The organism is Janthinobacterium sp. LM6 (genome assembly GCF_002002885.1).
Taxonomy (GTDB): Bacteria; Pseudomonadota; Gammaproteobacteria; order Burkholderiales; family Burkholderiaceae_D; genus Janthinobacterium; species Janthinobacterium kumbetense.
In genome coordinates this window covers 5981490-5994658 of record NZ_CP019510.1, presented here as the reverse complement: position 1 = coordinate 5994658, position 13169 = coordinate 5981490, and the positions used below count along the sequence as shown (strand labels likewise).

Here is a 13169-nt window from a genome sequence, read left to right as displayed (position 1 = left end):
GCTGGCATCCTCCTTGGTCGGGTGGAATGGGGAAGGCGCGGGGCGCCGGCTAGGCCGCCCTGGGAAGCCGCACGGCGTCCGCCAGGATCATGTCGGCCGCTTTTTCCGCGATCATGATGGTGGGAGCGTTCGTGTTGCCCGAGACGATTTCCGGCATGATCGACGCGTCGACCACGCGCAGGTTCTGCATGCCGTGCACGCGCAGGCGGTCATCGACGACGGCCATGGCGTCGTGGCCCATCTTGCAGGTGCCGCTCGGGTGGTAGATCGACTGGCTGAAGCGCCGCGCCGCATCCAGCAATTCCGCATCCGTTTCGAATTGCGGGCCGGGCACGAATTCGGCAATGATGTGCGGCGCCAGCGACGGCGCGGCGGCGATTCTGCGCGCCACGCGCAGGGCGGCGATCGCCGTCTGCTGGTCGCGCGGGTCGGACAGGTAGTTCGGGTAGATGCCCGGATAGGCGAGCGGGTCGGCGGACTTGATCGACACGTGACCGCGGCTGTGCGGGCGCAGCTGGCACACGGACGACGTAAAGGCGGAAAACGGATGCGCACCTTCGCCCGGCTTGTCGGCGCTTAGCGGCTGCATGTGGAACTGGATGTCGGGCCGCTCCACCTCGGGTGACGATTTGGTAAATACCGTCACCTGGCTGGCCGCCAGGGTCAACGGCCCCGAGCGGGAAAACACATATTGCATGCCCACCCACAGCTTGCCCCACAGGCTGTTGACTTCATCGTTCAGGGTTTTCAGCCGCGTCTTGAAGACGAGGCGGATTTGCAGATGGTCTTGCAGGTTCTGTCCCACGCCGGGCAAGTCGTGCACGAGAGGCACGCCCACGTCAGCCAGCAGTGCGCGTGGTCCCACGCCCGAGCATTGCAGGATTTGCGGCGAGCCGATGGCGCCCGCGCATAAAATCACTTCGCCGCTGGCGCGCGCCTGGCGCAACTGGCCATCCTGCCGAAACTCGATGCCGACGGCGCGCTTGCCCTCGAACAGCACGCGGGTGATCTGCGCGCGCACTTCCACGCGCAGGTTGGCGCGCTTGCGGGCCGGCCGCAAGAAGGCTTTCGCCGTGCTCCAGCGCAAGCCCTTGCTGGCCGTCTGCTGGAAGTAGCCGACGCCTTCCTGCGTGGCGCCGTTGTAATCGGCATTGAAGGGGATGCCGCTTTCCGTGGCGCCGGCAATAAAGTGTTCCGCGATGGGACGGCGCAGGCGCAAGTCCGACACCTTCAATGGGCCACCGACGCCGTGGTAATCGCTGGCGCCGCGTTCCTGGTCTTCCGATTTCTTGAAGTAGGGCAGCACCTCGGCATAGCTCCAGCCAGCGTTGCCCAGCTCGGCCCAGCGGTCGTAGTCTTCTTTCTGGCCGCGCACATACAGCAGACCGTTGAGCGAGCTGGAGCCGCCCAAGACCTTGCCGCGCGGCCATTGCAGCTGGCGCCCGGCGATGCCGGCGTCCGCTTCCGTGCGGTAGCACCAGTCCAGATTCGGGTCGTGCATGGTCTTGAAATAGCCGACCGGCACGTGTATCCACGGATTGTTGTCCTTGCCGCCCGCTTCCAGCAGCAATACCTGATTGTTGCTGTCGTGCGACAGGCGGTTGGCCAGCACGCAGCCGGCCGAACCGGCGCCGACGACGATGTAATCGTAGTGTGTTTGCAACATTGCTCTTGTCTCCTGCGTTGCGGCATCGCGCCGCCTCGGCGGGCGTTTTTTGCGATACACTGGTCTTTATTGATTATTTTTGGAACATCTGGTTCCATTTATAAAAGACGTGCAGCACCGGGACAAGCGGAAACCACCGCATACGCGAGAGGTGAAACAGAACATGCATGATGCGTTTCAAAAACGGCAGGCCGAGGCCGAAGAAGACGGCTCGGCGGGCGGTGCGGTGGCTGCGAGCGCGGCGGCCAGCCATGGCGACGAGGCGCGGGGCTTGCGCGTGCTGCGTTTGATCGAGCACCTGGCCAGTGCCAGCCAGCCCTTGACCCTGTCGCAACTGGCCGCGCGCATGCAGGTGCCCAAGGCCAGCATGATGCGCTTGCTCGATACCCTGGAGCAACATGGCTATGTGCTGCGCACGCCCGTCGGACGCGGCTATGTGCCGGGTGCCGCTTCCACCAACCTGGCTTTGGCGACCCTGCGCAACAATGCCCTGATCCGCGTGAGCCGCAGCATCCTGGGCAGCCTGGTGGCGGCCACGGGCGAGACGTGCAATCTGGCCATTCCGGAGGGCAATGCGATCGTGTATGTGGACCGCGTTGAAACCCAGGAACCGCTGCGCCTGCACCTGGTGCTGGGCACGCGCGCGCCCATGCATTGCACGGCGAGTGGAAAATTATTCCTGGCGCACATGACCCTGCTGGAGCGGCGCGAATTGCTGGCCATGCTGACCCTGCAGGCGCGCACGCCGAAAAGCATCACGGATCCCGCGCTGCTGGAGCGCGAGATCGTGCGCATCGCCCGCCTGGGCATCGGCATCGATGACGAGGAATTCGTGCACGGCATGGTCGCCGTGGCCGTGCCCATCTGCGCAGCCGACGGGCGCATCGTGGCGGCCGTCGCCTGCCACGCGCCCGTGGCGAGAAAGTCCGTGGAGCAATTGCTGCAGCACGTGCCGCAACTGAAGGAGGCGGCCGTCAAGCTGCGGCCGCTGCTGCTGGCAGAAAACAGCTAGGGCTTGAGCACCTTTGCCACCTTGGCTGCGCGCAGGCGGAAGGCGTCCGGCATGCCCGAGCCCAGCAGCGGGCGCAGATACAGCCGGAAAGCGTCCGTCACGTCCGTGCCGCTGGCGCTGATGAATTCGTCTTCCATGGTGCGTGTCTTGCCCGCCACATCGGAAAGTGGCAGCAACTCGTAATCGACGGAATAAAAACCCGTGCGCTTGATGGCGACGGAACCGTCGCGGTCGCCCCACATGGCGAATTGCACGGCCTTTTCGCCCACTTCGCGGGCTTCGCGTTGATCTACATCAGAGACGCAGCCGATGAAGGAGCGCTGCAGATAGCCGAAGGTATCGCCGCGCACGCGCTTGATGCCCAGTTTCGCCTTGATTTCGTCGCACAGCAGGTCGGCCAGCGCGCCCGTGCCGGACAATTGCACGTTGCCATGCGCATCGCGCTCGACCGCATTGCCCGCCTGTGTGGCCAGCAGGCTGGCGATCGGCTCGCCCGACGCGTCGTGGATGCCTTCCGAGACGGCGATGACGCAGCGGCCATGTTTTTCATACGTGGCCTTCACGTCGGCGAGGAATTGATCCAGCGCAAAGACGCGCTCGGGCAGGTAGATCAGGTGCGGGCCGTCGTCGGGGAACTTCTTGCCCAGCGCCGAGGCGGCCGTCAAAAAGCCCGCATGGCGGCCCATGACCACGCCCACGTACACGCCGGGCAAGGCCGCGTTGTCGAGGTTGGCGCCGGCGAACGCCTGCGCGACGAAGCGCGCGGCCGAGGGAAAGCCGGGCGTGTGGTCGCTGCCGACAAGGTCGTTGTCGATGGTTTTCGGGATATGGATGCAGCGCAGCGGATAGCCGGCCTTGTGCGCTTCCTCGCTGACGATGCGCACCGTATCGGACGAGTCATTGCCGCCGATGTAAAAGAAATGTTCGATTTCATGCGCGCGCAGCACTTCGAAGATTTGCTGGCAGTAGGCAATATCGGGCTTGTCGCGCGTGGAACCGAGGGCCGAGGACGGCGTGGCGGCCACCAGTTCCAGGTTATGGCTGGTTTCCTGCGTCAGATCGACGAATTCTTCATTGACGATGCCGCGCACGCCGTGCAGCGCGCCATACACGCGTGTGACATGTTGAAAGCGCCGCGATTCGAGCACCACGCCCACCAGCGACTGGTTGATGACGGCGGTGGGACCACCCCCTTGGGCGACAAGAATTTTTCCAGACGGCATGGGATTTCCTCGTAAATGGAACGGCCCTCCAGCCTACTCCTTTTTTGCCGGGCCGCTGTCTTTTCCGATAGTTCTGTCGCGGAATTTCTCCATCTCATCCCATGGCCGGGATGCGCTGTTATTCCGGCGCCCGGATGTGCTCGACCAGTCCCGTGCTGCGGCGCCCAGGCGCCGGCGTCAGCCAGCTGACCAGCACGGCGGCGGCCAGGCCGGCCGGCACGCCGAAGATGCCGGCGGAAATGGGTGCGATATGAAACCATTGACCGCTGGCATTACCGCCCAGCATGGTGCTCGTGTGCAGCATGTAATACAGGCACACGCCGAAGCCCGCCAGCATGCCGGCCAGTGCGCCCTGGTGGTTGGCGCGGTTCCAGAACACGCCCAGCACCAGCGGCGGAAACAGGGTCGAGGCGGCCAGGGAGAACGCCACGCCCACCAGCGACAAAATATCCGCCGGCTTTTGCGAGGCCGCGTAGGCGGCGATGAAGGCCACGGCCAGCAGCAGCAATTTTGAAATCGTCACGCGCTTTTGCGTCGAGGCCGTGGGATCGACCACCTTGTAATAAATGTCGTGCGACAGGGCGTTGGAGATGGCCAGCAGCAAGCCATCGGCCGTCGACAGGGCTGCAGCCAGGCCGCCGGCCGCCACCAGGCCGGAAATCACGTAGGGCAGGCCGGCGATCTCGGGCGTGGCCAGCACCAGCACGTCGGCGTCGATGGAAATTTCCGCCAGTTGCACGATGCCGTCACGGTTGACGTCGACGATGCTGATCAGGGGACTGAGCTTGTCCACGTTGGCCCAGTACGACACCCAGGTGGGCAGGTTCGCGTATTGCGTGCCGACCAAGGCCGAGTAAATATCGTACTTGACCAGCACGGCCAGCGCGGGAATCGTGAGGTAGATCAACAAGATGAAGAACAGGGTCCAGAAGACGGAGACGCGCGTTTCGTGCACGGACGGCGTGGTGTACGATCGCATCAGGATATGCGGCAGGGCGGCCGTGCCCAGCATCATGCAGAACACGAGGGCCAGGAAATTGTTGCGCTTGATGTCAGACTGCTCGCGGTCGGCGGCGGGAAACGGCTGCGCGTGCGGAATGATCGGCTCGGCGCGTTTCTGGTTTTGCGCCTGCGCCGCCTGCCACAGCACGCGTGCCTCGTCCGGACTTTTCGGATAGGCGATCAGGGTGCGCTCCGCGTTGCGGATGTCGAACAGCGAAGCATTGCGCTGGCGCAAACTATCGAGCTGGCGCTGCGCCGTCAGATGGCCTTGTTCCCAAGAGGCGGGCAAGCCGTCGATGCGCGCCTGGTAGCTGTGCGCGCGCTGGCGGAAGATGGCGCGCACTTCGTTTTCTTTCGGGTCCGTTTCCAGCACGTGTTCGCGCGCGCTCAGTTGCGGCAGCACCTTGCCGTAGGCGATCTGCGGCACGGGATTGTCCGCATGCTTGACCGACAGCCACATGGCGGGAATCAGAAAGGCGACGAGGATGATGATGTACTGCGCCACCTGCGTCCAGGTGATGGCGCGCATGCCGCCCAGAAAGGAGCAGACGAGGATGCTGGCCAGGCCCAGGAAGATGCCGACGGAAAAATCCACGCCCGTGAAGCGCGAGGCGATCAGGCCGACGGCATAGATCTGCGCCACCACATACGTAAACGAGACGATGATGGTGGCGGCCACGGCCACCACGCGCACGCTGGCGCCCCGTTTGTCGATGCCGCTGCCGTAGCGGGCGGCGAGGAAATCGGGAATCGTGTACTGGCTGAACTTGCGCAGGTAGGGCGCGATCAGCAGCGCCACCAGGCAATAGCCGCCCGTCCAGCCCATGATGAAGGCCAGGCCGTCGAAGCCGTTCAGGTACAGGCCGCCGGCCAGGCTGATGAAGCTGGCGGCCGAAATCCAGTCGGCGGCCGTGGCCATGCCGTTGAACATGGCCGGCACCCTGCGCCCCGCCACATAGTATTCGGTGACGTTCGAGGTGCGGCTGATGACGCCGATGGTGGCGTACAGGGTGATGGTGACGAGCATGAACAGGTAGCCGATCCATGCGCGCGGCATGCCTTCCTGTTCCAGTACCGACAGGGCCAGCAGGAAGGCGGCGAAACCGGCGGTAAACAGCAGGTAGTAGCGGCACAGGCGCGCAAAGAAGCTGCGCTGGCTGCTCATGCTTGCTCCTCGGCATGAAAAGCCCGGTCGAGGCGCCGCATGCGCCAGGCATACAAGGCGATGATGGCCAGGTACACGAGCGAGGCGCCCTGGGCCGCCATATAGAAGGGCAGCGGCCAGCCGAATAGATTCAAATGTAACAGTTCGCGCGCATAAAACACGGTCAGGAAGCCCGTCAGCAGCCAGACCAGCAGCAGGATGGCCGTCAGGCGCCGCGTCTTGCGCCAGTGCACATCGAGGCGCGCCTGCAGCTCGGGGCTGGCCGTGCGCGCCGGCCGCGCGGGAGGAGCGGGTGGGCTCGGCTTATCCATACGTGATGTCATCCTCTTCTGGCGCGTCCGGCAACAGCAGGGCGATGCTCAGGCGCAGCAGGGTGCCCGGCAGCTTCGGCGACTGCGCGCGCGGATTGTTAAAAATATCGACTTCGGCGCCATGCTGCTGGGCAATTTCGCGCACGATGGCCAGGCCCAGGCCGCTACCGTCGACATTGCTGCCGAGAATGCGGTAAAAGCGTTCGAACACGTGCGCCCGCTCGGCCGGCGCAATGCCGGGGCCCGTATCTTCCACTTCCAGGATGGCCAGTTCCAGGGTGCTGCGCACGCGCACCGTGACGCTGCCGCCGGCCGGCGTGTAGCGCAAGGCATTGTCGATGAGGTTGCTCAGCAGCTCGCGCAGCATCATGGCATTGCCGGAAATCAGGATCGAATACGCGGGCTGCTCGAAGCCCAGGTCGATATGCTGGGCAAACGAGGCTTGCACCCAGTCCTGCACCACGCCGCGCGCCAGTTCGCTCAGCTCGATCGGTTCGAATGCCGTGCCCGCCTGCGGCTGGTTTTCCGCGCGCGCCAGGGCCAGCAGCTGGTTGACCAGGCGCGTGGCCGCTTCCGAACTTTTCGCCAGTTGCAGCAGCGAGCGGTGGATCTCGTCGTGGTCGGTCTGGCGCAGGGCCAGCTCCGATTGCATGCGCATGCCGGCCAGCGGCGTCTTCATCTGGTGCGCGGCATCGGCGATGAAGCGTTTCTGCATGTCGATCGACAGCGACAGCCGCGCCAGCATCTCGTTGAGCGAACCGACCAGCGGCGTGATTTCCTCGGGCACCTGGCCCGATTCGATGGGCGATAAATCGTCGGGCGGGCGGGCGCGTATGCGTTCCTGCAATTGCGCCAGCGGCGACAAGCCGCGTGCCAGGGCAAACCAGACCAGGGCCAGGATCACGGGCAGGATGATGAACTGCGGCAAAATCACGCCCTTGATGATTTCATTGGCCAGCTGGGCGCGCTTTTCCAGGGTTTCCGCCACTTGCACCAGCGCGCGGCTGGGTTCATCGTCGTTGCCGGAAGGAATGTCGAGATAGCTGAACGCCACGCGCACGGGCGTGCCATGGATAGTATCGTTGCGAAACAGCACCATGCCGCTGCGGTATTTGTCGGGGTCTTGCGGCGGCGGCAAATCGCGGTCGCCGTTCAGGTATTCGCCGCGCGGGCCCACCACCAGGTAATACAGTGTGTCGACATCGTCGCCGCGCAGGAAGTCGCGGCCCTTGCCGTTTTTGTCCGGCACGTGGCGCAGCATCGCGCCATCGGCCTGTTTGACCTGCTGCGTCAGCACCGTCACGCTGTCTTCCAGCGCATGGTCGAACGGTTGATTGGCGATGCCCTTGGCCACCAGATAGGTGATGGCGATGCTCATCGGCCACAGCAGCAGCAAGGGCGCCAGCATCCAGTCGAGGATTTCGCCGAACAGCGAATGCTCGATGGTGTCATCCTGCTCCGTGGTGGGCGGCTCGAACCAGTCGTCGTCGTCCGCCTCGTCCGCTGGCGCCTCGCGCGCCTTCACTTGCTGGCGGGTCCGTTGGCCGGGCTTGCCGATTCGCCCGCTTCGGCGTTCAGGCGCGCCGCTTCCGAGTATTTTTCCAGGCAATAGCCGAGGCCGCGCACGGTGGCGATGCGCACGCCGCCCACTTCGATCTTCTTGCGCAGGCGGTGGACATACACTTCGATGGCGTTGTTCGACACTTCTTCGCCCCATTCGCACAAGTGGTCGACCAGTTGCTCTTTTGAAACAAGGCGGCCCGTGCGGCCCAGCAGGATTTCCAGCAAGCCCAGTTCGCGCGCCGACAGGTCGAGCATCTGGTCGTTGATGTAGGCGCTGCGCCCCACCTGGTCGTAGCTGAGGGGGCCGTGCTTGATGATGGTGGCGCCGCCGCCGGCGCCGCGGCGCGTCAGGGCGCGCACTCTTGCCTCCAGTTCCGACAAGGCGAACGGCTTGGCCATATAATCATCGGCACCGAGGTCGAGGCCATTCACGCGTTGCTCGATGGAATCGGCGGCCGTCAGGATCAGCACGGGCAGCAGCGAGGCGCGCGCGCGCAGGCGGCGCAGCACTTCCAGCCCGGACATCTTGGGCAAGCCCAGGTCGAGGATCAGCAAGTCGAATTCCTGGGTGGACAGGGCCGTATCGGCCTCTTGCCCGGTCTTGACGTAGTCGATCGCATAACCGGACTGGCGCAGCGAACGGGTCAGGCCATCGGCCAGCACGCTGTCATCTTCGGCAAGTAAAATACGCATGGTGCACTTCCTATGCTTGCGACGGTAGAAGCTTGTATTGTGTTTCATTTTCCGCAAGGTGGCGAATTTTTGTGAAAAACAGGGTTGTATTGATCTGTTTCAAAACAAATCCACGTTCCGCTTGCATTGATCACTGTTTTTTTATACAGTACTGTCTGTGTAAAGAATTTAACCCACTGGCGCTATCGCAGGCCGACCGATTCACGTGAATCGTCGACTGTAGAACGGCTGAAAGAACATATGGACGATAAAAAAGCTGTAGTACCCGCATCGGAAAAAGCCAAGGCGCTCGCCGCCGCACTGGCGCAGATCGAGAAGCAGTTTGGCAAAGGTTCGGTCATGCGCATGGATGCCAGCGCACCGATCGAAGAAGTGCAAGTCGTGTCGACCGGTTCGCTCGGCCTCGATATCGCGCTGGGCGTGGGCGGCTTGCCGCGCGGCCGCGTGGTAGAGATCTACGGTCCGGAATCGTCGGGTAAAACCACGCTGACCCTGCAAACCATTGCTGAAATGCAAAAACTGGGCGGCACTTGCGCCTTTATCGATGCCGAGCACGCGCTCGACGTCGGTTACGCGCAAAAGCTGGGCGTGAACCTGCATGAATTGCTGATCTCGCAACCGGACACGGGCGAACAGGCACTGGAAATCTGCGACGCCCTCGTGCGTTCGGGCAGCGTCGACCTGGTCGTCATCGACTCCGTGGCCGCGCTGACGCCACGCGCCGAGATCGAAGGCGACATGGGTGATTCCCTGCCCGGCCTGCAAGCGCGTCTGATGTCGCAAGCCCTGCGCAAGCTGACCGGTTCCATCAACCGCACGAATACCCTGGTCATCTTCATCAACCAGATCCGCATGAAGATCGGCGTGATGTTCGGCAGCCCTGAAACGACCACCGGCGGCAATGCGCTGAAATTCTACGCCTCCGTGCGCCTGGACATCCGCCGCACGGGCTCGATCAAGTCCGGCGATGAAGTGATCGGCAACGAAACCAAGGTCAAGGTCGTCAAGAACAAGATCGCGCCGCCGTTCAAGGAAGCGCACTTCGACATCCTGTACGGCGCCGGCACCTCGCGCGAAGGCGAAATCCTGGACCTGGGTTCGGATGCCAAGATCGTGGAAAAATCCGGTTCGTGGTACAGCTACAACGGCGAACGCATCGGCCAGGGCAAGGACAATGCCCGTGCCTTCCTGCAAGAGCGTCCGGCGCTGGCCCGCGAGATCGAAAACAAGGTCCGCGCTTCGCTGGGCGTGCGCGAACTGCCGCCGCTGGCCGCTGAAAAGCCGGAAAAAGCGGATAAAGCTGCCGACAAGGCTGCCAAGGCTGCGGAAGCCAAGGCCGCCGAGTAAGCGACAGTGGCGGGGCCAGCCTGGCCCGCCGGCGGCAGCTTGCCGCATAAAAAAGTTCTACAATGATTGCCGCCCTGCGCCTGTGCGCCTGGCGGCAATTGTGTTTTCAGTCCGGTGTGGTAAAGATGGGATACGGGTATGGCAGCGGTACAACTAAGCCTGAAGGGCAGGGCGCTACGCTTTCTGTCGATGCGTGAACACAGCCGCATGGAATTGCGGCGCAAGCTGCAGCGCCATGCGCAGGAGGGCGACGATGTGGAAGCCTTGCTCGACAGCCTGGAGCAAGCCAACTGGCTGTCGCAGGAGCGTTTTTCCGAGTCGCTGATCCACCGCCGCTCGGCCCGTTTCGGCAATAGCCGCATCATGGCGGAATTGCAAAGCCACGGCATCGGGGGCGAGGCGCTGCAGGAACTCAAGGCGGGCCTGGCCGAAGGGGAAGTGGCGCGTGCCTGCGAGGTGTGGCGCCGCAAATTTGGTGCAGTGGCGCAGGATGCCGAGCAGCGCAACAAGCAGATGCGGTTTTTGATGCAGCGCGGCTTTTCGCAGCGCGCCGTGCAGGTGGCCTTGAAGGGGCGGGATCCCGACGAGGAATAAGACCGCCCCCCCCTTGCCTCCAGAACTGCGCTTTCAAACGCCGTCTGTTTCCAGGATGGTGACGCCGCGCGATCGGGTATGCTGGCGTTCGAACGCTGTGCGATGCGCGCAGCACCACTGATCGTGACAGGATGCAAGATGAGCAATTGGAATGCCGGCTATATGGCTGAAATCGCCTATACCTATGGCTATTACGAAGAATTGAATCCTTTGCGTCTGCGGCTCCCCCTGCTGGCCGCCGGCCTTGCCTTGCCTTCCAGTGGCACGGCTTGCGAGCTGGGCTTTGGCCAGGGTATCAGCGCCAACATTCATGCGGCGGCGTCCGCCACGCGCTGGCATGGCAATGATTTCAATCCATCCCAGGCTGCATTTGCGCAGGAGCTGGCCAGCGCGGCCGGCGCCGGCGCGCAGTTCACGGACGAATCGTTCGCGCAGTTTTGCCGCCGCGACGACTTGCCTGATTTCGACTTTATCTGCCTGCACGGGATATGGAGTTGGGTCTCGGAGGAAAATCGCGCGCTGATCGTCGACTTCTTGCGGCGCAAGCTGAAAGTCGGCGGTGTCGTCTTCATCAGCTACAACACCCAGCCAGGTTGGGCCGCCATGATGCCGATGCGCGACCTGATGGCCGAACATAGCCGCGTCATGAGTGCCCCTGGCCAGGGCGTGCTGGCCAGAGTCGAGGGCGCCATCGGTTTCGTCGACAGGATGATCGCCACGCAACCGCGCTACCTGGAGGCCAACCCGCATCTTGCGGACCGCATCGAAAAGCTCAAGGCGATGGATGGGCATTATCTTGCCCATGAGTATTTCAATGCCGACTGGCAGCCGATGGCTTTTTCCAGCGTCGCGGCCATGCTGGGTGAGGCCAAGCTTGAGTTTGCCGCGTCCGCCACGTATACCGCTCTGGTCGACATGCTGAATTTGACGGCCGAGCACCAGCAATTCCTGGCCGAGATACCCGATCCCATCTTCCGCGAGACGACGCGCGCCTTCCTCGTCAATGAGCAGTTCCGCAAAGATTATTGGGTCAAGGGCGCGCACAGGCTGACACCGTTCGCCCAGGCCAGTGCCTTGCGGGCCGTGCGCGTGGTGCTGGCCGTGCCCCGCGACGAGGTGGTGTTGAGCGTGCATGGCGTGCTGGGCGACGCCGATATGGACGAGCGCGTGTATGCACCCGTGCTCGATGCCATGGCTGACCATCGCGTGTACACGATATGTGAGCTGGAGCAGCAATTGGCTGGCACAGAAGCCAGCCTGGCCGCCTTGTTGCAGATCATGTTGATCTTGATCAGCAAGGGCAGCGTGCTGGCCGTCCAGGACGAGGCCGATATCACCGTGGCGCGACCGCAGACGGCGCGCCTGAATGCGCACCTGCTGGAACAGGCACTGGCAAGAACTGATTTGACCATCCTCGCCAGTCCCCTGACGGGCAGCGGCGTGGCTGTGTCGCATTTACAACAGCTATTCCTGTGGGCGAACCTGCAAGGTTGTTCAACGCCGCAAGACTTGGTGCGCGCGACATGGCCGGTGTTGCTGCGCCTGAACCAGCTGCTGACGCGGGACGAGCAACCCTTGTTGACGGAAGAGGAAAACCTGGCCGAGCTGCTGGCGCACGCGCAGTATTTTTCTGCGCGTAGCTTGCCCATTTTACGCGTACTGGGCGTGACTGACTGAGGCGCGGCGCCGGCCAGGTTGCCGGTGCTCGCATATCTTTTTTCGGGTTATTCGCATTGTGAATGTTTGTCATTCATTTTGTGATTTTCATTGATAATTTGCGGCGGGCGGCCAGACCAATAAAAAATTATGTTGCGGCGCAACTAGCGCCCTATGTGCTACACTTTTAGGGTTTTTGCGGCGCCGCAGGTGCGGTTGCTGTTCGTAGAAGCTGCGAACAGAGTGCTTTAGGCACATGGCTGCTTACTAATTATGGCCGCGCAAGCGGCATCGGTCTTATGCCCCTGTCAACTCCCGTATCCCGGCGCGCCCTCCGGCACTCCCGCGTTATCGACGTCCAAGCGTATGTGCGCGACGACGGCCTGTGGGATATTGACGCCCGTATCACCGATATCAAAAGCTATGACGCGACCCTGGCCTCCGGCCCCCGTCCCGCCGGCTCCCCCCTGCATGACCTCCACTTACGCATTACCGTCGATCGCGAACTGACCATCGTCGAGGCCGAAGCCGCCTCCGATGCCGTGCCCTATCCCGGTTTTTGCGATACCATCGGCCCCGCTTACAGAGCGCTGATCGGTCTGAATTTATTGAAGAATTTCCGCCGCGACTTGAAACAGCGCCTGGCGGGAATCGCCGGCTGTACCCATTTGACCGAACTGGCGCAAGTCTTGCCGACTGCGACGGTTCAGGCATTTGCCGGCGATGTCTGGTCGACCCGTGACGGTGCGAATGCTGACTTGTCGCATGAAAAGCCGTTTCAACTCGACAAATGCCACGCCCTGCGCACCGATGGCGGGGCGGTTGCACAGTATTACCCGCGCTGGGTAGCCAAGGCGTGACCCCGGCGCTCTGTTTTTCCTGTTTTTTTGCACCACTAACCGTATTTTTACACATCAGTATCAGAAGGGAAGCCAGC

11 protein-coding genes are annotated in these 13169 nt (G+C 62.8%); 5 read left to right on the top strand and 6 right to left on the bottom strand.

Annotated features, from left to right (window positions below; translation table 11 throughout):
* Positions 1–49: 49 nt before the first annotated feature.
* Positions 50–1666, bottom strand: a complete 1617-nt coding sequence (locus BZG29_RS26335; protein WP_077408692.1) for a choline dehydrogenase — start codon at positions 1664–1666, stop codon at positions 50–52.
* 163 nt (positions 1667–1829) lie between these two features.
* Between BZG29_RS26335 and BZG29_RS26330 the strand changes: the two genes are divergently transcribed.
* On the top strand, positions 1830–2678 hold the full coding sequence (locus BZG29_RS26330; protein ID WP_077408691.1) for an IclR family transcriptional regulator: 849 nt from the start codon (positions 1830–1832) through the stop codon (positions 2676–2678).
* Here the strand turns inward: BZG29_RS26330 and BZG29_RS26325 are convergent.
* From BZG29_RS26325 to BZG29_RS26305, 5 genes are all read right to left on the bottom strand, one after another.
* The gene (locus BZG29_RS26325; RefSeq protein WP_077408690.1) at positions 2675–3901 is read right to left on the bottom strand and encodes a 6-phosphofructokinase; all 1227 of its coding nucleotides are present in this window, start codon (positions 3899–3901) and stop codon (positions 2675–2677) included. The two genes, BZG29_RS26330 and BZG29_RS26325, sit on opposite strands and share 4 nt — an antisense overlap.
* Positions 3902–4019: 118 nt before the next feature.
* The gene (locus BZG29_RS26320) at positions 4020–6068 is read right to left on the bottom strand and encodes a sodium:solute symporter family protein (protein ID WP_077408689.1); all 2049 of its coding nucleotides are present in this window, start codon (positions 6066–6068) and stop codon (positions 4020–4022) included.
* On the bottom strand, positions 6065–6379 hold the full coding sequence (locus BZG29_RS26315; RefSeq protein WP_077408688.1) for a DUF4212 domain-containing protein: 315 nt from the start codon (positions 6377–6379) through the stop codon (positions 6065–6067). The genes BZG29_RS26320 and BZG29_RS26315 overlap by 4 nt, the downstream gene beginning before the upstream one ends.
* Positions 6372–7904 carry a sensor histidine kinase gene (locus BZG29_RS26310; RefSeq protein ID WP_253192710.1) on the bottom strand — a complete coding sequence of 511 codons (1533 nt, stop codon included), beginning with the start codon at positions 7902–7904 and terminating at the stop codon, positions 6372–6374. Before BZG29_RS26310 ends, BZG29_RS26315 begins: the two co-directional genes overlap by 8 nt.
* Complete coding sequence (locus BZG29_RS26305; protein ID WP_077408687.1) at positions 7901–8635, bottom strand: response regulator transcription factor; 735 nt, start codon at positions 8633–8635, stop codon at positions 7901–7903. The genes BZG29_RS26310 and BZG29_RS26305 overlap by 4 nt, the downstream gene beginning before the upstream one ends.
* Positions 8636–8875: 240 nt before the next feature.
* Between BZG29_RS26305 and recA the strand changes: the two genes are divergently transcribed.
* The 4 genes from recA (at position 8876) to BZG29_RS26285 (ending at position 13092) form a co-directional block, all read left to right on the top strand.
* Positions 8876–9982 (top strand): recombinase RecA, encoded by a 1107-nt coding sequence (gene recA, locus BZG29_RS26300; RefSeq protein ID WP_071321836.1) that lies wholly within the window; start codon positions 8876–8878, stop codon positions 9980–9982.
* 138 nt (positions 9983–10120) lie between these two features.
* The gene (recX, locus tag BZG29_RS26295) at positions 10121–10576 is read left to right on the top strand and encodes a recombination regulator RecX (protein WP_077408686.1); all 456 of its coding nucleotides are present in this window, start codon (positions 10121–10123) and stop codon (positions 10574–10576) included.
* A gap of 138 nt (positions 10577–10714) precedes the next feature.
* Positions 10715–12253 (top strand): class I SAM-dependent methyltransferase, encoded by a 1539-nt coding sequence (locus BZG29_RS26290; protein ID WP_077408685.1) that lies wholly within the window; start codon positions 10715–10717, stop codon positions 12251–12253.
* A gap of 347 nt (positions 12254–12600) precedes the next feature.
* A complete protein-coding gene (locus tag BZG29_RS26285) occupies positions 12601–13092 on the top strand; it encodes a DUF2889 domain-containing protein (RefSeq protein ID WP_366928687.1) in 492 nt (163 codons plus the stop codon).
* The last annotated feature ends 77 nt before the right edge of the window (positions 13093–13169 follow it).